At 63.0% G+C, this 20,424-nt stretch carries 16 protein-coding genes and 1 other annotated feature; of the genes, 3 read left to right on the top strand and 13 right to left on the bottom strand.

Going from position 1 to position 20,424, the window contains the following annotated elements; all coding sequences use genetic code 11:
* Positions 1–61 precede the first annotated feature (61 nt).
* Both ASE85_RS11905 and ASE85_RS11900 read right to left on the bottom strand, forming a co-directional pair.
* Entirely contained in the window at positions 62–1,414 is a 1,353-nt protein-coding gene (locus tag ASE85_RS11905) for a glycoside hydrolase family 27 protein (protein WP_056688186.1), read from the bottom strand.
* Positions 1,415–1,474: 60 nt separating this feature from the next.
* Positions 1,475–2,176, bottom strand: a complete 702-nt coding sequence (locus ASE85_RS11900; RefSeq protein WP_056688182.1) for a glutamine amidotransferase — start codon at positions 2,174–2,176, stop codon at positions 1,475–1,477.
* A 110-nt stretch (positions 2,177–2,286) separates the two neighbouring features.
* On the opposite strand from ASE85_RS11900, the gene ASE85_RS11895 reads away from it, so the two are divergent.
* Positions 2,287–4,614, top strand: coding sequence for a GH92 family glycosyl hydrolase (locus ASE85_RS11895; RefSeq protein ID WP_056688180.1), 2,328 nt, complete (start codon positions 2,287–2,289; stop codon positions 4,612–4,614).
* A 10-nt stretch (positions 4,615–4,624) separates the two neighbouring features.
* Here ASE85_RS11895 and uraH read toward each other — a convergent pair whose 3' ends face one another.
* The 8 genes from uraH to ASE85_RS11850 all read right to left on the bottom strand — a co-directional run bounded on the left by uraH (position 4,625) and on the right by ASE85_RS11850 (position 14,719).
* Positions 4,625–5,026 carry a hydroxyisourate hydrolase gene (gene uraH / locus ASE85_RS11890; RefSeq protein ID WP_056688177.1) on the bottom strand — a complete coding sequence of 134 codons (402 nt, stop codon included), beginning with the start codon at positions 5,024–5,026 and terminating at the stop codon, positions 4,625–4,627.
* A 31-nt stretch (positions 5,027–5,057) separates the two neighbouring features.
* Entirely contained in the window at positions 5,058–5,732 is a 675-nt protein-coding gene (locus ASE85_RS11885) for a cyclase family protein (protein WP_056688175.1), read from the bottom strand.
* Positions 5,729–5,983: a CBU_0592 family membrane protein gene (locus ASE85_RS11880; RefSeq protein WP_056688172.1), complete on the bottom strand. Its 255-nt coding sequence runs from the start codon at positions 5,981–5,983 to the stop codon at positions 5,729–5,731. Before ASE85_RS11880 ends, ASE85_RS11885 begins: the two co-directional genes overlap by 4 nt.
* 72 nt (positions 5,984–6,055) lie before the next feature.
* A complete protein-coding gene (gene acnA / locus ASE85_RS11875) occupies positions 6,056–8,725 on the bottom strand; it encodes an aconitate hydratase AcnA (protein ID WP_056688169.1) in 2,670 nt (889 codons plus the stop codon).
* A gap of 801 nt (positions 8,726–9,526) precedes the next feature.
* Complete coding sequence (locus ASE85_RS11865) at positions 9,527–12,292, bottom strand: bifunctional aconitate hydratase 2/2-methylisocitrate dehydratase (protein ID WP_056688165.1); 2,766 nt, start codon at positions 12,290–12,292, stop codon at positions 9,527–9,529.
* Positions 12,293–12,509: 217 nt separating this feature from the next.
* Entirely contained in the window at positions 12,510–14,270 is a 1,761-nt protein-coding gene (locus tag ASE85_RS11860) for a DUF885 domain-containing protein (RefSeq protein ID WP_056688162.1), read from the bottom strand.
* Between the two features lie 54 nt (positions 14,271–14,324).
* Positions 14,325–14,528, bottom strand: coding sequence for a DUF5818 domain-containing protein (locus tag ASE85_RS11855; RefSeq protein ID WP_056688159.1), 204 nt, complete (start codon positions 14,526–14,528; stop codon positions 14,325–14,327).
* Between the two features lie 5 nt (positions 14,529–14,533).
* The gene (locus tag ASE85_RS11850) at positions 14,534–14,719 is read right to left on the bottom strand and encodes a DUF1328 domain-containing protein (protein WP_056688156.1); all 186 of its coding nucleotides are present in this window, start codon (positions 14,717–14,719) and stop codon (positions 14,534–14,536) included.
* Between the two features lie 113 nt (positions 14,720–14,832).
* Here ASE85_RS11850 and ASE85_RS11845 point away from each other — a divergent pair, with 113 nt between their 5' ends.
* The gene (locus ASE85_RS11845; protein WP_056688154.1) at positions 14,833–15,339 is read left to right on the top strand and encodes a PA2169 family four-helix-bundle protein; all 507 of its coding nucleotides are present in this window, start codon (positions 14,833–14,835) and stop codon (positions 15,337–15,339) included.
* A gap of 173 nt (positions 15,340–15,512) precedes the next feature.
* Here ASE85_RS11845 and ASE85_RS11840 read toward each other — a convergent pair whose 3' ends face one another.
* The gene (locus ASE85_RS11840) at positions 15,513–16,508 is read right to left on the bottom strand and encodes a 2-hydroxyacid dehydrogenase (protein ID WP_156358287.1); all 996 of its coding nucleotides are present in this window, start codon (positions 16,506–16,508) and stop codon (positions 15,513–15,515) included.
* A gap of 121 nt (positions 16,509–16,629) precedes the next feature.
* Between ASE85_RS11840 and ASE85_RS11835 the strand changes: the two genes are divergently transcribed.
* Positions 16,630–17,127 (top strand): SH3 domain-containing protein, encoded by a 498-nt coding sequence (locus tag ASE85_RS11835; protein WP_056688736.1) that lies wholly within the window; start codon positions 16,630–16,632, stop codon positions 17,125–17,127.
* A gap of 218 nt (positions 17,128–17,345) precedes the next feature.
* Here ASE85_RS11835 and ASE85_RS11830 read toward each other — a convergent pair whose 3' ends face one another.
* Positions 17,346–18,836: a SulP family inorganic anion transporter gene (locus tag ASE85_RS11830; protein WP_056688144.1), complete on the bottom strand. Its 1,491-nt coding sequence runs from the start codon at positions 18,834–18,836 to the stop codon at positions 17,346–17,348.
* Positions 18,837–18,901: 65 nt separating this feature from the next.
* Positions 18,902–18,957 (bottom strand) — a sequence feature (sul1 is cis-regulatory element that is thought to sense ions involved in sulfur or methionine metabolism; They are found in Alphaproteobacteria).
* Positions 18,958–19,094: 137 nt separating this feature from the next.
* The gene (locus ASE85_RS11825; RefSeq protein WP_056688141.1) at positions 19,095–20,384 is read right to left on the bottom strand and encodes an amidohydrolase family protein; all 1,290 of its coding nucleotides are present in this window, start codon (positions 20,382–20,384) and stop codon (positions 19,095–19,097) included.
* Between the last annotated feature and the right edge of the window lie 40 nt (positions 20,385–20,424).

The following is a 20,424-nucleotide window of genomic DNA, read 5'->3' as shown; positions in this document are numbered from 1 at the left end:
CGCGCGCAGGACGCAATCACGCTGTTCCCCGACGAAGGCCGGGGAACAGCTTATCTCGGACTCAGCCCAACCGATACAAGCCAGCGCCATGCGCCGGCAGCATCGCCGCCACCCGCGCCGCCTGCTGCCCCAGCGTCTTGCCAGACCACAAATCCCGCACTGCCACCGGCCCGCCGATCCCCAGATCGCGCAGCGTCACGCCAACCTCCCGCGCCTTGTCGCCGGTGTTGAACAGCGCCAGATACCGCCCCTTGCCGTCCTCCGGCACCGCCGACCAGACCCGCACGCCATCCTCGACGAAATGCGGGCAATTGCCCTGGCTCGCCTGATTGACCGCGATCACATCGCGATTGGTCAGCAGCGCCAGCGTCGCCGCGTCCAGATGCCGCAAATCGCCCCCCATGATCAGCGGCGACCGCGCGATCGCCCATAATGTCATCAGCGTCCTCTGCTCGTCCGGCGTAAAGCGCGTATCCCGCTCACCCAGCGCCAGCCGCCCCAGCGGCAACATGTCCGCATCCGGCCAACTCCCCGGCCCGCGCCAGGGCGTCCAATTCTCCAGCCGGGTGAACTGCGCCTCCAGCATCCCCCAATCATCCCAGAAGTCATCGGAAATACGCCACATCTGCGCATATTTGCGCACATGCTCGCCCCGGATCACCGGCGTCTCGCCGGGCGAGAGGCTCAGGATGATCGGCCGCCCCGTCGCGACGATCGCCTTGTGCGCCGCCTCGATCTCCGGCGCGTGCGCGTCATAGGGCCGGCTCATGTCGTCCATCTTGACGAAGTCGACGCCCCAGTCGGCATAGAGGCGAAAGATGCTGTCATAATAGGCCTGCGCACCCGGCCGCCTCATGTCGACGCCATACATGTCCGGGTTCCACGAACAGATGCTGTTTCTGTCCGCAACATCGGCCGCGCGATAGCTGGTCCCCAAAATCGGCAAATTCGCCTCCACCGCCGCACGCGGAATGCCGCGCATGACATGGATGCCGAATTGCATGCCCAGCGCATGCACGTCCTTCGCCAGTTGCGTGAACCCCTTGCCCCCCGCACTGGAGGAAAAGCGATTGGGCGCCGGGATCATCCGGCCATAGCCATCCATCGCCGGCTTCGGCTTGGCATTATAGGTGTAGCTGGACGCATCCGGCTCATACCACTGAATATCGACGGTGAAGATGTCATAACCGAAGGGCAGCAGCTTTTCCGCCATGATCTTCGCGGTTTCGCGCGCCTGCGCTTCGGTAATGGTGGTGGCAAAGCTGTTCCAGCTATTCCACCCCATCGGCGGTCGATGCGCCAATATCGCCCCGCCCCGCTCCACCGGCGCTGCCCCCGCGCGCGCTGCTCCCGCAGCCGCAAGCCCTGCCATACCACCCGCGATCATCTCGCGGCGGCTGGCCTTCATGGTCATCCTCGTCATTTGTCGGAGTTAATAGGAAGGCCGTGACGAGATCAAGTCACAACCGACTCTCTACGACTCTATCCCTGCCAGCCACTCGCCGATCATCGCCCGCCCGGCCGCCACCGCGATCGGCCCGTGCAGACCATGATCCTCGCGCAACGCGATCCCGCACTGCTGCGCCACATCCAGATCGGCCCAGAAATGGGTCAGCCAATCCTCGAAGCGCGGGTCTTCACCCATCTCCGCATGAAATTGCACCGCCAGCAGGTTGGGACCGCGCCGAAAGGCCTGATGCGCATATTTGGATGTCGACGCCAGCAATTGGACATTGTCCGGCAAATCGAACGTATCGCTATGCCAGTGCAGCACCGGCACGCCATCGATATGCCGCAGAGGCGACCCCGCCCCCGCCGCGTTCACACTCACCGGCGCAAAGCCCAGTTCCATCTGCCCGCCCGGATAGACCCGCGCGCCCAGCGCCGCCGCGATCATCTGGCTGCCCAGACACACGCCCAAAGTCGGCCGGTCCGCCGCCAGCCGCGCCGCCAGCTTCTCGATCTGCACCGGAATCCACGGATGCAGTTCCTGCTCATAAACGCCCATCGGTCCGCCCATCATGATGAGCAGGTCGGGATCGCACAGATTCACATCCGCAAAATCGGGACTGGCCACATCGATCCGATCGATATGATAGCCAGCGGCCTCTATGGGCTGGAGATACCCTGCCGCACCCTCGCGCGGCACATGACGGACGATCAACGCTCTCTTCATTGCTGAGTCGGACGCTAGACAATGTTGCGGACCACCGCCACCCCAGCCTTTCTTGACGCCGGCAAATCAACACTATTGGACAATGGTAAAGGCCGTGTTCTAACCGCGCCATGAACGCTTTCCGCATCGCCCGCATCGTCATCGCCGCCAGCCTCCTCTCCGGCACCGCCCTTCTGGCCCAAAGCCCTGCGAGCGACGATCCGGTCGAGGCGGTCGATCCCTTCATCGGTACATCGGGCGAAGGCCACACTTTCCCCGGCGCCGTCGCGCCCTTCGGTATGGTGCAATTGTCGCCCGACACCCATGTCGGCCCCGCCCGCCAGACCTATGATTGGGCCGCTGGTTACCGCCACGAAGACCCGACCATCCTTGGCTTTTCCCACACCCATTTCTCCGGCGCGGGCCATAGCGACCTCGGCGATATCCTCGTCATGCCGGTCAGCGGCGACACGGTGCCGCGGGAATCCGGTGACGACAAGACGCCCGGCTACCGCTCGCGAAAGGCCGATGAGATCGCCTCGCCGGGCTATTATGCCGTCACCCTGACCGATCCGGGCGTCCGCGCGGAAGTGACGGCCGGCACCCGCATCGGCGTCCACCGCTACGCCTTCCCCTCCGGCAAGGCCGCGCATCTGGTCCTCGACCTGCGCTCGATCATCTACGACTATCCCGGCAAGATCCTCTGGTCCTCCATCCGCATCCGTCCCGACGGCACCATCACCGGCTCGCGCGAAGTGCGCGGCTGGGCCACCCCGCGCCGCATCTTCTTCGCGATGCGCTTCTCCGCACCACTGACCGCGCACCAGTTCGTCAGCACCGAAAAGGATGTCCTCTACAAGGGGTTCAAGGGACCGGGCCGTGGTTCCGAAACGCTGGACTCCCTGTCCGGCCGCGCCATCGTCGCGCAACTCGACTTCGGCAAACTCGCCAAGCCGCTTGAGGTCAAGGTGGCCCTGTCCGGCGTGGACGAAGATGGCGCGATCGCCAACCTAACCAGCGAAGACGGCAATTTTGACGCAATCCGCGCCAAGACCCGCACCGCCTGGAATGACGCCCTGGGTGCAATCAAGATCGCCGCCCCCGCCCCCATGCGCCGCAACATCTACACCGCCCTTTATCACAGCCTGATGGCGCCCAGCGTCTGGAGCGACGCCGACGGCCGCTGGCGCGGGCCGGACGATCAGGTGCATCCCGGTGAAGGCTTCACCATGCACTCCACCTTCTCGCTGTGGGACACGTTTCGCGCCGAACATCCGCTGCTCACGCTCATCCAGCCCAACGCGAAGAATGCCGACTTCGTGAACTCGCTGGTCGCGGGGCAAAAGACCAGCCCCTTCGGCATCCTCCCCGTCTGGCAGTTCGGCGGCAAGGAAACCTGGACGATGATCGGCTATCACGCCGTCCCGGTGATCGCCGACGCCTGCCTCAAGGGGATAGCGGGCATCGACTGCGCCGCTGCGCTAAAGGCAATGGTCGCCAGCGCCGACTATGCCCCCTATGGCGGCCTTGGCGACTATATGAAGCTGGGCTATGTCCCCATCGACCGCGAACCCGAAGCGGCGTCCAAGACCGTCGAATATGCCTATGACGACTGGACAATCGCCCGGCTCGCCCGCCAGTTGGGCGACAGCGCCACGGCCCGGCGCTTCGAAAAACGCGCCCAAAACTGGCGCAACAGCTTCGACGCGAAAACCGGCTTCCTGCGTGCACGCAAGGCCGATGGCACCTTCCGCACCCCTTTCGATCCGACCGCCATCAACTATGGGTCCGATTATACGGAAGGCAATGCCTGGCAATATAGCTGGTTCATGCCGCACGATCAGGCCGGCCTGTTCCGCCTGCTGGGCGGGGACGCGATGACCGTGGCAAAACTCGACGCCATGTTCGACTATGACAACAGCAAGGTCGACTATAGCCATGCCGAAGATATATCCGGCCTGATCGGCCAATATATCCATGGCAACGAACCCAGCCACCATGTCGCCTATCTCTACAGCTATGCCGGCCAGCCCTGGCGAACGCAGGAACGTCTCAAGCAGATCGTCGACAGCCAGTATAAGCCGACACCTGATGGCCTCGCCGGCAATGACGATCTGGGCCAGATGTCCGCCTGGCTCGTCTTCACCGCGCTCGGTTTCTACCCCGTGGCGCCGGGCAGCAATGAATATGTGATCGGCCGCCCCTTCGTGGACCGCGCCGACATGGCGCTCCCCGACGGCAAGCGCTTTACCGTGACGGCAGACGGCCTGTCCGACGCCAACCGCTACATCGGCAAAGTCACGCTGAACGGCAAAGCGCTGGACCGCGGCTTCATCACCGACGCCGAAATCCGCGCGGGTGGCGAACTACGCTTCACCATGCAGGCCACGCCCAACAAGACATGGGCGACGGGGGTGAAGGCGCGGCCCTATTCCCTGACGGGTTATGGCAAACGCTGACGCCCCCCGGTCAGTTACCGCGATAGGTGCTATAGCCATAGGGACTGAGCACGATCGGCACATGGACGTGGCGGCTTGGATCGGCGACGCGAAAGACGATATTGATTTCCGGGAAAAATGCCGAATGCGTGGGCTTGCTCATGTCCGACATGTCGAAGCTCAGCCGATAAAGCCCCGCCTCCGCCTGAAGATTGTCACCGAAGGCACGGACCCGACCATTGTCGTCGGTCACCGCGCTCGCCAGCAGCGTCCAGGCGCCATCGGCCTGTTGCCGCGACAGCGTCACCGGCAGACCGGCACCGCCTTCGCCCCGGACGAGGTCCAGAACATGGGTCGAGATGGTTTCAGCGTGGGCGACGACGGGCGTCAGGGTCAAGAGGCCCGCCACAGCCAGAGCGACAATGTTCTGCATCACATATTCCTCAGCCTTGGAGCACGAACCGTTACAACCCGGATTGAACACAGGCAAATGCCCGAACCGGAAACGTCCCCATCCCCACGATCCTCGGCGGCACGGCGGTAAAGGTAAAGCCATCCTCCGGCAGCGCCCCCAAATTGGTCATATGCTCGCAGATCAGCACGCCCGCGCCCAATAGTTCGCGATGCACCGGCCGCCCGGTGCCGGGCCGGGTATCGTCGATATTATGGCTGTCGATGCCGACCAGCTTCGCGCCCCGCTCCACCAGCAGACGCGCCGCCGCCTCGGTCAGGAAGGGATGTTCTTCGAAATAGGCGGGCGTGCGCCAGTGCCGATCCCAGCCGGTATGGACCAGCACCGCCCGCCCCGCCACGTCGATCCCGTCCAGATCGGCCGCGTCGGTCGCCAGGCCGACCGTCTCGAACGGTCGCCGCACAACGATCGCGGGCAGCCTCGCCAGCCGGTCGAGATCCAGCATCGACAGGTCTTCGCCATCCTCGAACCGGTGAAAGGGTGCATCCAGATAGGTGCCCGTATTGGACACCATGTCGATCCGGCCCATCTGGAACGCGCTGCCATCGGCATAATTGGCGCGCGACTGCTCGCGGGTCCAGTAATCGCAGATATGCGGCGGCGCGACGCCCTTATAGGTCTGCATGCCATGTTCGATCGCATGGCTCAGGTCGATGAAACGGGTCATGAGGGCGCTATTCTCCGGCGGCCGATGCGCCATAGGGTGACGAAGCCGACGATGCTCCAGATGATGTTCAGCACCATCGACGGAAAGGCACCATGCCACCATGTGTTGAGCACGAACAGGGTAGCGCCGACCGCATTCAGCCATTGGAAAGCCGCCGACCCGCCCGACAGGCGCCCGGTCGATACACCGACATAGGCCGCCAGCACCAGCAACGCGCCGCCCCATCCGGCAATCTCCACGAACAACGCCATGCCCGCCCCATAAGAAAAAGGCTCCTTCCGCCCGGAAGAAGCCTTTTTCTCTTAACTCAGCGCGTCAGCCGATCAAGCCGCCAGCTTGCGCAGCACATACTGCAAAATGCCGCCGTTCAGGAAATATTCCAGCTCGTTGACGGTGTCGATGCGGCATAGTGCAGTGAAGGTGAAGGTCGATCCATCGGCCCGCTTCACGATCACATCCACATCCTGACGCGGCTTCAGGGCCGCGACGCCCTGAATGGTGAACGTCTCGTCCCCCGTCAGGCCCAGCGTATCACGCGTATCGCCATCCTTGAACTGGAGCGGCAGCACGCCCATCCCGACCAGATTGGACCGGTGAATACGCTCGAAGCTTTCCACGATCACCGAACGGACGCCCAGCAAATTGGTGCCCTTCGCTGCCCAGTCGCGCGACGAACCCGTGCCATATTCCTTGCCACCGATGACGACGAGCGGCGTGCCGTCCGCCTTGTGCGCCATGGCCGCGTCATAGATCGGCATGACCTCGCCTTCATAGCGGGTCATGCCGCCCTCGACCCCGTCCAGCATCAGATTCTTGATACGGATATTGGCGAAGGTGCCGCGCATCATCACTTCATGATGCCCGCGCCGCGACCCGTAGCTGTTGAAGTCGGCCTGGGCGACCTGATGCTCGCTCAGCCACTTGCCTGCCGGCGACGACGCCTTGATCGACCCGGCCGGCGAAATATGGTCGGTCGTGATCGAATCGCCGAAGATCGCTAGCGGCTTCGCCTCGATGATATCCGTCACCGGCGCCGGCGTCATGCTCAGCCCCTCGAAATAGGGCGGATTGGCGACATAGGTGGACCCTGCGCGCCACGTGTAGGTGTCCGAACCGGTCACTTCGATCGCTTGCCAATGGGCATCACCCTTATAGACATTGGCGTAGCGCGCCTGAAACATCGGCCGGTCGACAGCGCCCGCGATGGTGGTCGCGATCTCGTCATTGGTTGGCCAGATATCCTTCAGATATACGTCGTTACCCGCCGTGCTGACGCCGATCGGCGTGGTCAGGAAATCCTCGATCACCGTGCCTTTCAGGGCATAGGCGACCACCAGTGGCGGGCTGGCCAGGAAATTGGCGCGCACGTCCGGCGACACCCGCCCTTCAAAGTTGCGGTTGCCGGAAATGACGGCGGCGGCGACCAGACCATTCTCGTTGATCGCCTTGCTGATCGGCTCGGCCAGAGGACCGCTATTGCCGATGCAGGTGGTGCAGCCATAGCCCACCAGATTGAAGCCGAGCGCGTCGAGATGCGACTGCAAACCGGCTTTTTCCAGATAGTCGGTCACGACCTGCGACCCCGGCGCCAGCGACGTCTTGACCCAGGGCTTGGGCTTCAGGCCCAGTTCGTTCGCCTTCTTCGCGACGAGGCCGGCGGCGATCAGCACGCTGGGGTTGGACGTATTGGTGCAACTGGTGATCGCGGCGATGGTGACGTCGCCGTCGCCAATGTCGAAATCCCTGCCCTCCACCGGAACCCGGACCTGCGCCTTCTTGTATGTGTTCGCCATGTCGGCGTTGAACACATCATCCACTTCCGGCAGCGAAACGCGGTCCTGCGGCCGCTTCGGCCCGGCCAGGCTCGGCACGACGGTACCCAGATCCAGTTCCAGCGTGTCGGTGAAGATCAGGTCCGCATCCGGGTCGATCCAGAAGCCCTGCTCCTTGGCATAGGCTTCGACCAGCGCGATATTGTCGTCGCTGCGCCCGGTCAGATACATATAGTCGAGCGTCTTCTGGTCGATGCCGAAGAAGCCGCAGGTCGCGCCATATTCCGGCGCCATGTTCGCCAGCGTCGCCCGGTCCGCCAGTGACAGGGTGCCAAGGCCCGGACCGAAATATTCCACGAACCGCCCCACGACGCCGCGCGCGCGCAGCATCTGGGTGCAGGTCAGCACCAGGTCGGTGGCAGTCACGCCTTCCTTCAGATTGCCGGTGAATTTGAAGCCCACGACCTCGGGGATCAGCATCGACACCGGCTGGCCCAGCATCGCGGCCTCCGCCTCGATCCCGCCCACGCCCCAGCCCAGCACGCCCAGGCCATTGACCATGGTGGTATGGCTGTCGGTGCCGACACAGGTATCGGGATAGGCGACGGTCGCGCCATCGGCATCGACCGACGACCAGACGCCCTGCGCGATATTCTCCAGATTGACCTGATGGCAGATGCCGGTGCCCGGCGGCACGGCATAGAAATTGGCAAGGCTCTTGCTGCCCCATTTCAGGAAGTCGTAGCGCTCCATGTTGCGCTGATATTCGATCTCCATATTCTGCTCGAACGCCTTGGGCGTGCCGAACTCGTCGACCATGACGCTATGGTCGATAACCAGATGCACGGGCACCTGCGGGTTGATCTTGGCCGCGTCCGCGCCCAGCGCATTCATCGCGTCGCGCATCGCGGCCAAATCGACCACGCAGGGCACGCCGGTAAAGTCCTGGAGCAGCACGCGCGCCGGGCGATACTGGATTTCGCGCTCGGCCTTGCCCTTGTCCTTCTGCCAGTCGACGATCGCCTGGATATCCTCGACCGTGACGGTGACGCCATCTTCGAAACGGAGCAGATTCTCCAGCAGCACCTTCATCGAAAAAGGCAGTCGCGACACATCGCCCAGCTTTTCCGCGGCCTTCTTCAACGAATAATAGCCGATGTCCTTGCCGCCGACATGCAATATGTCGCGCGTGCCCAAGCTGTCCTGTCCGATGGCGGTCATAAGATGTGCGTCTCCTCGCATGGCCTCGGCCCGAAAATGGCGCGTTTCCACCAAAGGCTCGCCGGATGGCAAGGTGGCAAGAATACGCCCCGATCAGATGGTCGAAGCAGATATGTCCCGATGCTGCGGTGCCATAACATTCGATCGGTTCAAATCAAATGGCATCGCAGTCTGAAACCCTAATGTAGGGATACGTTTCGTCCCTTTAAACGTTGCATCGGCAGAAAAGGGGACATGCTCATGGATGCACATTTTTCGCCAGTCGAATCGGCGTTAACTGCTATCAATCCGCAATATTATCAGGGTCGCAAAACCCCTTGCCCGGACTGCGGCGGCAATCAGTGGATCGTCGGGCGCGTGGTGGCCGAATGCGCCCATTGCGACACGCCCCTGCCCCTTGCTGCATCGCAACATCGCGCATGGTTGATGCCGCTCCGGGCCGACGCTTCCACCCGCGTCTGACCGTTCAGTATCCAACAAAGCCATGAGACTGGCCTATACAGAATGTTCCCCGGCGAAGGCCGGGGTCCAGTTCCACCTTCCAATCCAGGCCCCGGCCTTCGCGGGAGAACGAAAATCACATCCGCGGCTGTCGGTATGACTGCGCCATAAATAACAAGGCCGCCGCCATATTTTCCCCATAAGGTGGAAAGCATCACGGCGGCCTTGTCACATAAGGGCCTTAGAGCGCGCTGCGTTCAATCCGACGCAGGTCGCGCGCTCCAGTTTTGTGTTTCTCATCGTTTCAAGCGAAAAACCGGTTCCCACTTTTTCGCACGATGCTCCAGCCCCAGGCGCAGATCAATGCGCGGCGGACGGCGCGAACTTGGTCAGGTCGATACCCGTGACCGCGCTCTTATATTCGTCCATGTTCGGCGTACGGCCAAGAATGGTCGAAAGCACCACCACCGGGGTCGATGCGAGCAGCGACTCCCCCTTCTTCTCCGCCGTATCTTCCACGACGCGGCCCTGGAACAGGCGGGTCGAGGTGGCGAGGACGGTGTCGCCCCGCGCCGCCTTCTCCTGATTGCCCATGCACAGGTTGCAGCCCGGACGCTCCAGATACAGCATATTCTCATAATCGGTGCGCGCGACGTTCTTGGGTTGCGCGTCGTCGAACTCGAACCCTGCATATTTCTTCAGGACGTCCCAATCGCCTTCGGCCTTCAACTCGTCGACGATATTATAGGTCGGCGGCGCGACGACCAGCGGCGCCTTGAACTCGACCTTGCCTTCCTTGGCTTCGATGTTCTTCAACATCTGCGCCAGGATCTTCATGTCGCCCTTATGCACCATGCACGATCCGATGAAGCCCAGATCGACCTTCTTGGTACCGCCATAATAGGACACTGGACGGATCGTGTCATGGGTGTAGCGCTTCGACACATCGGCATTGTTGACGTCCGGGTCGGCGATCATCGGTTCGTCGATCAGGTCCAGGTCGACCACGACTTCGGCGAAATAATTCGCATTGGCGTCGGGCGTCAGCGCGGGCTTCACACCGGAACGGATTTCGCCGATGCGAAGGTCCGCCTTCGCGATCAGGCCCTTGAGCGTCCCCGCAGCATTTTCCATGCCCTTGTCGATCATGATCTGAATGCGCGACTTGGCGATTTCCAGCGACTCTATCAGCGTTTCGTCTTCGGAAATGCAGATCGACGCCTTGGCCTTCATCTCGGCCGTCCAGTCGGTGAAAGTGAAGGCCTGATCGGCCAGCAATGTGCCGATATGCACTTCGATGATGCGGCCCTGGAACACATTCTCGCCGCTGAACTGCGCCAGCATCTGCGCCTGCGTCGCATGCACCACGTCGCGGAAGTCCATATAGGGCTGCATCTTGCCCTTGAACGTGACCTTGACCGACTGCGGGATCGGCATGGTCGCCTCACCCGTGGCCAGCGCCAGCGCGACCGTACCGGAATCCGCACCGAACGCCACGCCCTTCGACATACGGGTATGGCTGTCGCCGCCGATGATGATCGCCCAGTCATCGATGGTGATGTCGTTCAGCACCTTGTGAATGACGTCGGTCATCGCGTGATAACGACCGTTGGGGTCGCGCGCGGTGATCAGGCCGAAATTATTCATGAAGCGCATCAGCTTGGGAATGTTGGCCTGCGCCTTCTTGTCCCACACCGACGCGGTGTGACAGCCCGACTGATAGGCGCCGTCGACCAGTGGCGAAATGACGGTGGCCGCCATCGCTTCCAGTTCCTGCGCAGTCATCAGGCCGGTGGTGTCCTGCGACCCCACGATATTCACCTTCACGCGCACGTCGGAGCCGGCATGAAGCACCTTGCCCGGCGTCACGCCCACGGCATTGCGGTTGAAGATTTTTTCAACAGCGGTCAGGCCCTGACCCTCGACCGTGATTTCCTTGTTCGGCGCGAACACCTTGGGCGCTTCGATGCCCAGCGTCTCGGCGGCGAAGGTCTGGAGCTTCTTGCCGAACACGATGGCATAGCTGCTGCCCGCCTTCATGAACTCCATCTTCTGCGGCGTGAAGGATGCGGCGACGTCGACCAGTTCGTTGCCGGCCTCGTCGGTCAGCGTCTTGTTCCTGACGTCGATCTTCAGCACCGTGCCGGTCGCGACGGAGAATTTCTCTTCCAGGACGGGGTTGCCGTCATTGTTCAGGATCGCCTTGCCGTCCGGGCCGGTCATCTTGACCCAGTTCTTCAGGTTCAGGCCGATGCCGCCGGTCACGTCCACCGTGGTCGCGAAGATCGGCGAGATGCCGTTGGTGCCCGCGACGACCGGGGCGTAATTGACGAAGGGCACATAGGGGCTCTGCTGCTTGCCGGCCCACAACGCCACATTGTTGACGCCCGACATGCGCGAGGAGCCGACGCCCATCGTGCCCTTTTCGGCGATCAACATCACCCGCTTGTCGGGATGCTGGATCTTGAGCGCCTGGATTTCCTGCTGCGCGGCCGGCGAGATCATGCACTGGCCATGCAGTTCGCGGTCGGAACGCGAGTGCGCCTGATTGCCCGGCGAAAGAAGATCGGTCGAAATGTCGCCTTCGCCGGCGATGAAGGTCACGACCTTGATCTCGCCCTCGACGTCGGGAAGCTTCACGAAGAACTCCGCCTGGGCATAGCTTTCCAGCACCGCCTTGGCGACCGCGTTGCCCGCCGCATAAGCGTCGCGCAGGCGGAACATATCGGCGTCGTACAGGAACACCTGCGTCTTGAGCACCTCACCTGCCTGCACGGCCAGCGCGGCGTCATCGCCCAGCGCGATGTCGAGCAGCACCTTGATCGAGGGACCACCCTTCATGTGGCTCAGCAGTTCCAGCGCGAAGGCGGGGGTGATTTCCGCGACGGTGACGTCGCCCAGCACGATCTTCTTGAGGAAGTCGGCCTTCACGGCTGCGGCGCTCGTGGTGCCGGGCAGCGTGTTGTAGATGAAGAATTGCAGCGCGTCGGCGCGATGTTCGCTGCCCGCATCTTCGATCAGCGAGATGAGTGCGGCCACCAGTGCGCCATCGTCGATCGGCTTGGGCGCGAGCCCCTGTGTCTTACGGCTTTCGATTTCGGCCAGATAATCCAGGTAGATGCTCATCTCGTTCCCAACGTCATATAAAGTGCACGGAGTCGACGCGCAGCGCCACTTGCCGACTTATATGCCCGGTCCGGGAGCTGACGCCGCCCCGGTACGCCAAGAGACGCAAAATGGCAAGTCGCCGCAGCGCAGCAAAATGTTGCTGCCAGCCGCACAAATCCGCCGAAAACTGCGGCTTTTCATTACTCTGAGTAAAGAATGGACTTGGGTAGGACGACTATCCCTTGCCCTTCTCCGCCGCTATCCACTGGTCGATCTGGCTTTCCAATATCGTCAACGGCACCGCCCCTTGCGCCAGCACCGCGTCATGGAAGCGCCGCAGGTCGAACTTCGGCCCCAACGCCGCCTCCGCCTTCGCCCGCAACGCCCGGATCCTGATCTCGCCCAGCTTGTAGCCCAGCGCCTGCCCCGGCCAGCTAATATAGCGATTGACCTCGGCATCGATATTCGCGTCGGACAGGGCGCTGTTGCTCTTCATGAAGGCCACCGCCTTGGCCTTGTCCCATCCCTTGGCATGGATGCCGGTATCGACCACAAGCCGGCACGCCCGCCACATCTCGTAGGACAGCCGCCCCATCATCTTCTCGGGCGTATCATACAGGCCCATCTCTTCGCCCAGATATTCGGTATAGAGCGCCCATCCCTCCACATAGGCGGTGAACCCGGCCAGATATTTGCGGAACGGCGGCAGCGGCAATTCCTGTTGCAGCGCGATCTGGTTGTGATGCCCCGGCACCGCCTCATGCGCGGTCAGCGCCGGAACTTCCCAAAAAGGTCGCTGGTCCAGCTTGGACGTATTGACCCAATAGGTGCCGGCAATCCCGCTCTCCGGCGCCCCCGGCCCATAATAGGCCGTCGTCGTGCCTTCCGCTTCGGCGGCCGGGATCGCCTTCAACCCGTAGGGCAAGCGCGGCAGCGTGCCGAAATAGCGGGGCAACAGCCCGTCGATCGTCTTGGCCTGTCGCGCCGCGACGCGCAGCAACTCTTCCGGCGTCCTGGCATAATAGCTGGGATCGGTGCGCAGATGCTGGATATAGGCAGCGCGACTGGGATAGCCCGCCTTGGCCGCAATCTCGTCCATCCGCTTGCCGATCCGCGCCACCTCGTCCAGCCCGATCTGGTGGATCTGATCGGGCGTCAGGTCCGTCGTCGTATGTGCCTTCACACGGGCCGCATACCAGGCCGCACCGCCCGGCAGTGCCGACGCGCTGTCGCTCTTGCGGCAATGGGGCAGATAGTCAGCCACGAACAGGTCGTGCCATTTGCGATATTCCGGCGTCAGCACATCACGGATCAGTGTGACGGCCCGCGCTTGCATCGCCCTCCAGTCCGCATCGCTTATATCGCGCGGCTTGCCCCGCTTGAACGGCTCGTAGAAGCGCGTCTCCTCAGGCTTGCCGTCCACGACACCGCTGATCGTCCCGGCATAATTTTGCAGCACGGAACAGGGCTGGACATAACCGCCCTTGATCGCCTGCCGCGTGATCGCCAGCGCGTCGCCATTCTGCTTGGGATAGAGCGCCAGTCGCTTCAAATAGCTGTCATAATCGGCGCGGTTATAGAAAGGCAGGCCATCGGCCATGCCCGAAAAGCCCTGATGCCAGCCATAATAGGTGGTGAACAGCATCAACCGCTCGGCCGGATGCCGGTCGCCGTCGATGTCGTCGCGCAGCATCCATAGCAGCACGTCGCGGTTCACCCGGTCGGCGGCATCCAGTTGTGCGACAGGCACTCCCTCCAGCCGCGTGACGAAGCCCTGCTCGGCCTTCACCTGCGCGTCGCGCGCGTCCAGCGACATGTCGTAGATGCGGTCATCATGATCGCGCACGCCCCGCGCCGTCGCCTCGACCGGATGGGTCGACAGATACCAGGCCCAATGATCGTCGATGACCTTGGTCAACCGGTCATGCGGCGCCGTCTGCGCCTGAACCAGGACCGGAGCGGAAACAGCGATAAGGAGAGAAAGAATCTTGCGCATGGACGCAATGGTTCGCGCGTCCGTGCTGTTTTAGCAAGGGGCCTGATCCGGTCATCAGGCGGCGGCGACGCCCTCCGCCTCGACTATGCCCTCACCGGCATAATAGCCCTGCACCCGCACCCGTTTCTCGACATGATCCACAGGCACGCGCAACAGGACAAGACGATAGCTGCCGCCCAGATCACGCTGGAGCAGGAAACCGGCCTCGTCGCGCAGCAACCTGCCTGTCTCGTCCACTCCAGCGCCGATCTGCATCATGCGGTTTAGTCTATGGCATCCTTGATGCCCTTGCCAGCCAGAACGCCCAGCACCAGAAACAGCACGAACACGGCGAGGGCGACGAAGAACAGGATCTTGGCGATACCGACAAAGGTGCCCGCCGCGCCGCCGAAGCCGAGCAGGGCCAGCACTGCGGCGATGACCAGGGAAATGATCGCGAGCTTAATCATGAAAAACGTCCTTGGATGGGATGGTAATGCCCCTTTCAACCGACGATCGCTCTCCTTGTTCCGTCTGCGACACAAAGATGGATAATGCGAAATTAAGGTCGATTACCAGAGTCTTGACTGAACAATCGGCGCTGCTGGTGGGTTGTGGCCTGATCGAAAAGGAGAAGGTGATGTCGAACAACCATGCCGTCAGCAAGCTGGATGACCTGATCACGACGTTGATCGACAGCGTGAAGGGATATGAACATAGCGCCGACAAGGCGACGTCGGCCGAATATCAGAGCCTCTTCCGCGAACTGGCGACCGAACGTACCAGTTCGGTCAACCTTTTGCAGGCGCGCAGCCGTGCTCTGGGCGGCAAGCCGAACGAATTTGGCTCCATGGCCGGTACCGTGCACCGGCGGATGGAGGACATCTTCGTGGCGCTGGGCGGCGGCGACAAGGCCGTCATTCAGGCGATCGACCGGGGCGAAGATTATCTGCGCGAGGAATTCGAGCGCGTACTGAAGGACGAGGCGATCGACGCCGAAACCCAGGTCATCGTGCGCCAGGCCCATGAATCAGTGGCGCATGGCCACAGGGTGGTCCAGGGCCTCAAGGACCAACTCGCGACAGCGTAACCGCACATGATTTGCCTGTGAAAGCGACGTCATCCTGAACATGTTTCAATATCCATCGGGCACCATGCCCCTCGGCTTGCGGCTGGAAATGGATGCTGAAACATGTCCAGCGTGACGATGTGCGGCAGGTAAAAACAGGGGAATTAAACCGAACGTCGATTCCGTCGAAACGTTCAGACCCAACCCTCAAGCACCTGATTGGGCGGTCGATGACCGTCCACCCAGGTACGGATGTTGGCGATCACTCGCGCGCCCGTCGCATCGCGCCCCTCGAACGTCGCCGACCCCATATGCGGCAGCAGCACGACGTTGGACAGCGCCAGCAATCGCGGATCGACCGCCGGCTCATGGGTATAGACGTCAAAGCCGGCCCCGGCGATACGCCCCTCGTCCAGCGCCGCGATCAACGCCTGCTCGTCGGTGATTTCCGCGCGCGACGTGTTGATGAGGTAAGCATGCGCCGACATCAACCCCACGCGCCGCCCGTCGATCATCCCGCGACTGTCGGCATTGAGCGGACAATGGATCGACACGATATCGCTCGCACCCAGCAGCGCATCCAGATCGCCATGCCATTCCGCCTCCAGTTCCTGCTCCACCTCGAACGGCAGGCGGTGGCGGTTATGATAGGCGATCGACAGGCCGAACGCGCGGGCACGACGGGCAACGGCGCGACCGATCCGCCCCATGCCGATGATCCCCAGTTTCTTGCCACCGATCCGGTGGCCCAGCATACCCGACGGGCTCCAGCCGCGCCATTCGCCGGTCCGCACCAGTTTCTCGCCCTCCGCCAGTCGACGCGGCACGGACAGGATCAGCGCCATCGTCATGTCCGCCGTATCCTCGGTCAGGACGCCGGGCGTGTTGGTGACGATGATGCCTTTCTTTCGTGCCGCCGTCAGGTCGATATGATCGACCCCGCTGCCGAAACTGGCGATCAGTTGCAGCCGCTCCGGCGCGCCCTCGATCAGGCTCGCGTCGATCGGATCGCTGATGCAGGGGACCAGCACGTCGCACTGGGCCATGGCCCGCGCAAGGTCGGCCCGGTTCATCGCGACATCGCCGACATTGAAGCTGGTATCGAACAGTTCGGCCATGCGCGCCTCCACATTGGGTGGCAGGCGGCGCGTGACGATGACGCGCGGCTTGGCGGGACGCGGTTTGGTCATGCGCGGTTTCTGGGCCATGCCCTTGCCGCTATTCCTGCCCACGCGCCCGGTCAAGCGGATATGGCGCGGCCGGCAAGATCAGCGCTTGTCGCCGCGCCACGGCAGGGAGTATGGGAAAGCCATGGGTAACATCGGAAATGGGTCTGGATTGAAGCGTCTGCTGCTGGGCGCTGGCATGGTTGCGGCCTTCGCGGCGAGTGGCATGGCGATCGCCGGCTCCGCGAAGAAGGTGCCCTATTGGGCATCGCTCTCGCATGACGAGGCGCGCATGCGTGTCGGGCCGAGCCTCGATTACCCCTCCAACTGGATCTACCGCCGCCGCGACCTGCCGGTGAAGGTGGTGCAGGTGCTGGGCCTGTGGCGCAAGGTGGAGGATGCCGACGGCGCGCAGGGCTGGATGCACGTCCGCCTGCTCAGCGACACGCCGACCGCCATCGTCCGCGCCGACGAAGCCCCCTTGCGCGAATCCGCCAGCGAAGGCGCCCGCGCGCTGTTCCGTGCCGAACGCGGCGTTGTCGGCCGCCTCAGCGACTGTTCGGGCGACTGGTGCGCCTTCGATGCGAAGGGCCAGCGTGGCTATGTGAAGATCAGCGATATCTGGGGCGCGACCGACAAATAAAGCGTTTTTCAAGCAGGTTGAAACACCTGCTGACTCGGAGCCGTAAGGCCAGCGCAGCTAAAACGCGGCAAACCAAAAACTTGGAGCTGCCAGTCCGATGCAATCGGATCGGCTGATCCAGCGCCGCGCCCTGTAGGATATTTTCATGCGCGAATAGGACATCATGTTGCGCGCCGGCTTGAGCGCGAAAAGCCCGAATACCTGTCCAACTCGCTGTCTCAATGCGGCGTCGCGCCCAGTTCCACCCCGGTCTTGTCATGCAGGGCAAAGCGGTCGATCAGGTCGGCGCTGGCCCGGTTATAGCCGACCACCTCGACCGGCCGCCCATCCCGGCGCAGCCGCGCCACGATCTTGTCGAGCGCACCAACCCCCGAAATATCCCAGAAATGCGCGCCCGACACATCGATCAGGACAGGGCTGGCATCATCTTCCAACTGGAAGGCGCGGGTGAAGCGATCGACCGAGGCGAAGAAGATCTGGCCGGTCACGCGATAGACCGCCCGCCCTTCTTCCTCGATCCGTTCGACCGCGAACATCCGCTGCACCTTGCCGGCAAAGAAGAGGCCCGACAGCAGAACGCCGGCCAGCACGCCCATCGACAGGTCGCGCGTGACGACCACGACGATGACCGTCACCAGCATCACCACGGACGATGTCGGCGGATGCCGACGCAGGTTCAGGATCGAATTCCAACTGAACGTGCCGATCGACACCATCAGCATCACCGCGACCAGCGCCGGCATCGGCATCTGCCCGACCCATGGCCCCAGCACGGCGAGCAGGAACAACAGGAACGCCCCCGCCACGAAGGTCGAAAAACGCCCCCGTCCGCCCGACGTCACATTGATGACCGACTGCCCGATCATCGCGCAACCGCCCATGCCGCCAAACAGCGCCGCGACGATATTCGCCCCGCCCTGCCCCATCGCCTCGCGCTTCTTGTCGCTGTCCGTATCGGTCATGTCATCGACGATCTGCGCCGTCAGCATCGATTCCAGCAGCCCGACCGCCGCCATCGTCAGCGAGTAGGGCAGGATGATCCGCAACATATCCAGCGTCAGTGGCACATGTGGCACGGCGAAGCCGGGCAGCCCTTCCGGCAGCTTGCCCATGTCGCCCACGCTATGGACCGGCAGGCCCAGCCACAGGCTGATGGCGGTCAGCGAAAGGATCGCCACCAACGGCGAAGGCACCGCTTTAGTCACCCGCGGGAAGAGATAGATGATCGCCAGCCCGGCCGCGACCATGGCATAGCTTTGCCAGCTCACATCGGTCAGTTGCGGCCATTGCGCCATGAAGATCAGGATCGCCAGCGCATTGACGAAACCGGTGATGACGGATCGGGACACGAACTGCATCAGCAGGTCGAGCCTGAGCAATCCGGCAAGGATCTGGATCAGACCCATGAGGATGGTGGCGGCGAACAGATACTCGACGCCATGCTGCTTCACCAGCGGCCCGACCAGCACGGCGACGGCGGCGGTCGCGGCGGAAATCATGCCAGGCCGCCCGCCGATCAGCGCGATCGTCATGGCGATCGCGACGGAGGCATAGAGGCCGACACGCGGATCGACTCCGGCGATGATGGAAAAGCCGATGGCTTCGGGGATCAGCGCCAGCGCGACGACGATCCCGGCCAGCGCATCGCGCCGCGCGGCCGCAGCATCGACAAACCACTGCCGACGGTAACGAGTCAAAATATCAGTCATAGGAAATCCACAACAAGGCACATGACGCCGCAATCAGAGCGGAGTATCAATTGGATCATGTGGGATGTTGTCCGGCGGATCGGCGGCCGGAATAGCCACCCGGAATTTCACCGGGTCCATGCGAATGAAACGCCCTTAGCGGAAAAGGCGGGGGCGGATCAAGACAGGCTTTCCAGACAAAGGCCCCTCTCCTTCAGGGAAGGGGGTTGGGGTGGGGCTTTGCCTCCGGCTACCAGCCTGAAGGGGCAGCCCCGCCCCTCACCATTCATACGCCTTGGGCATCGCCCCTTCGGTCGGCGTGGCATAACGGTCGCGCAGTTTCGTCTGGCGGTTTTCCAGCGGCTGCGCGACCCCGTCGATCCACACCGCGACCGGGGCCGACGTCATTTCCAGCGGGTCGCCGTCCCACATCACCATATCGCCCGCCTTGCCGGCCTTGAGCGATCCGAACCGATCGCCCAGCCCCATCGCCTCTGCCGGGGCCGAAGTAATGGTGCGCAACGCCTGCCCCCAGCTAAGCCCCGTCGCGCCCGGCACCTTGGTCAGGGCTACCATATTGCCCGCCTGCTGGGTCGCCGCGCGCAATTGCAGCGCATCGTCGCCGGTCAGCAGGCCCATCGACACGCTGACGCCTGCCTTCACCATGCGCCCCACATTGCTCTGGGTCGCAGCCAGCTTCTCGAAACTGGAGGGCAAGTCTTCGAGGCCCGCGGTGATGACCGGCACCTTGGCCGCCGCAATCTGCGGCGCAACCATCCAGCCTTCGGCCGCGCCTGCCAGGATCAGCTTCAATGCCGGGAAATCCTGCCGTAGCGACAGCACGGTCAGGATATCGCGCGCACTCTCGACATGCACCATTAGCGGCATGGCGCCCGTCACAACCGGCACCAGCGCCTCGGCGTCGACACGGTTCAGCAGCGCATCGCGCGATCGCCCGTCATAGCTGGCCGGCGCTTTCGCAAATTCCTGCGCCTCGCGCAGCATCATGCGGAATGTCAGGACTGTCGCCGCACGACTGCCGCCAGCCTCATCCGCGCCGGCCTCGCCCATTTCCACATATTGGAAAGCACGGGCCTTGGTGATGGGCGTCACATCCGCACCCAGATCGACCACCGCGCCCTGCCCGGCAAAGATGCTGGTTGCGGCAACCGGCGCGACCACGGCGCGGGTGACGCCAGCGGTCCGGCTGATCGCAATCGGGTTGGCGAAAGGGTTGATCGCCGGCGCCACATCGATCGCCGCCGAAAAGGGCGACTTGGTCGCGCGCATGTCATTGGTTTCGCGCACACCCGGCACTTCGGCCAGCCCGACGCGCGAAAAGCCGGACACGATGCCGGGCGTCACCCATTTGCCACCGGCATCGACCGTCTTGGCGCCAGCCGGCACAGCCACGCCCGCCCCGGCCGCGACCACCTTGCCGGCCGTGATGACCACGGTGCCATTCTCGATCGGCTCCGACCCGTCCCCGATCGCCAGCCGCGCACCAGTAATCACGATGGACTGCGCCAATGCAGGGGTGGAGATAGCAAACAACAATGTCCCCAACATCGTTCGGGCCGCGCCTGTCGAAACACCGGCCTTCTTCGGA

The sequence above is a fragment of the Sphingobium sp. Leaf26 genome, assembly GCF_001421665.1.
GTDB lineage: Bacteria > Pseudomonadota > Alphaproteobacteria > Sphingomonadales > Sphingomonadaceae > Sphingobium.
The sequence above is the reverse complement of the archived record's forward strand: the minus strand, read 5'-3'. Positions and strand labels throughout refer to the sequence as shown.

What these genes read in the sequence shown, in the direction of transcription:
- ASE85_RS11905 (WP_056688186.1), bottom strand. Translation starts at nt 1,414, where the DNA reads ATGACCATGAAGGCCAGCCGCCGCGAGATGATCGCGGGTGGTATGGCA.
- ASE85_RS11900 (WP_056688182.1), bottom strand. Translation starts at nt 2,176, where the DNA reads ATGAAGAGAGCGTTGATCGTCCGTCATGTGCCGCGCGAGGGTGCGGCA.
- ASE85_RS11895 (WP_056688180.1), top strand. Translation starts at nt 2,287, where the DNA reads ATGAACGCTTTCCGCATCGCCCGCATCGTCATCGCCGCCAGCCTCCTC.
- uraH (WP_056688177.1), bottom strand. Translation starts at nt 5,026, where the DNA reads ATGCAGAACATTGTCGCTCTGGCTGTGGCGGGCCTCTTGACCCTGACG.
- ASE85_RS11885 (WP_056688175.1), bottom strand. Translation starts at nt 5,732, where the DNA reads ATGACCCGTTTCATCGACCTGAGCCATGCGATCGAACATGGCATGCAG.
- ASE85_RS11880 (WP_056688172.1), bottom strand. Translation starts at nt 5,983, where the DNA reads ATGGCGTTGTTCGTGGAGATTGCCGGATGGGGCGGCGCGTTGCTGGTG.
- acnA (WP_056688169.1), bottom strand. Translation starts at nt 8,725, where the DNA reads ATGACCGCCATCGGACAGGACAGCTTGGGCACGCGCGACATATTGCAT.
- ASE85_RS11865 (WP_056688165.1), bottom strand. Translation starts at nt 12,292, where the DNA reads ATGAGCATCTACCTGGATTATCTGGCCGAAATCGAAAGCCGTAAGACA.
- ASE85_RS11860 (WP_056688162.1), bottom strand. Translation starts at nt 14,270, where the DNA reads ATGCGCAAGATTCTTTCTCTCCTTATCGCTGTTTCCGCTCCGGTCCTG.
- ASE85_RS11855 (WP_056688159.1), bottom strand. Translation starts at nt 14,528, where the DNA reads ATGATGCAGATCGGCGCTGGAGTGGACGAGACAGGCAGGTTGCTGCGC.
- ASE85_RS11850 (WP_056688156.1), bottom strand. Translation starts at nt 14,719, where the DNA reads ATGATTAAGCTCGCGATCATTTCCCTGGTCATCGCCGCAGTGCTGGCC.
- ASE85_RS11840 (WP_156358287.1), bottom strand. Translation starts at nt 16,508, where the DNA reads ATGACCAAACCGCGTCCCGCCAAGCCGCGCGTCATCGTCACGCGCCGC.
- ASE85_RS11835 (WP_056688736.1), top strand. Translation starts at nt 16,630, where the DNA reads ATGGGTAACATCGGAAATGGGTCTGGATTGAAGCGTCTGCTGCTGGGC.
- ASE85_RS11830 (WP_056688144.1), bottom strand. Translation starts at nt 18,836, where the DNA reads ATGACTGATATTTTGACTCGTTACCGTCGGCAGTGGTTTGTCGATGCT.
- ASE85_RS11825 (WP_056688141.1), bottom strand. Translation starts at nt 20,384, where the DNA reads ATGTTGGGGACATTGTTGTTTGCTATCTCCACCCCTGCATTGGCGCAG.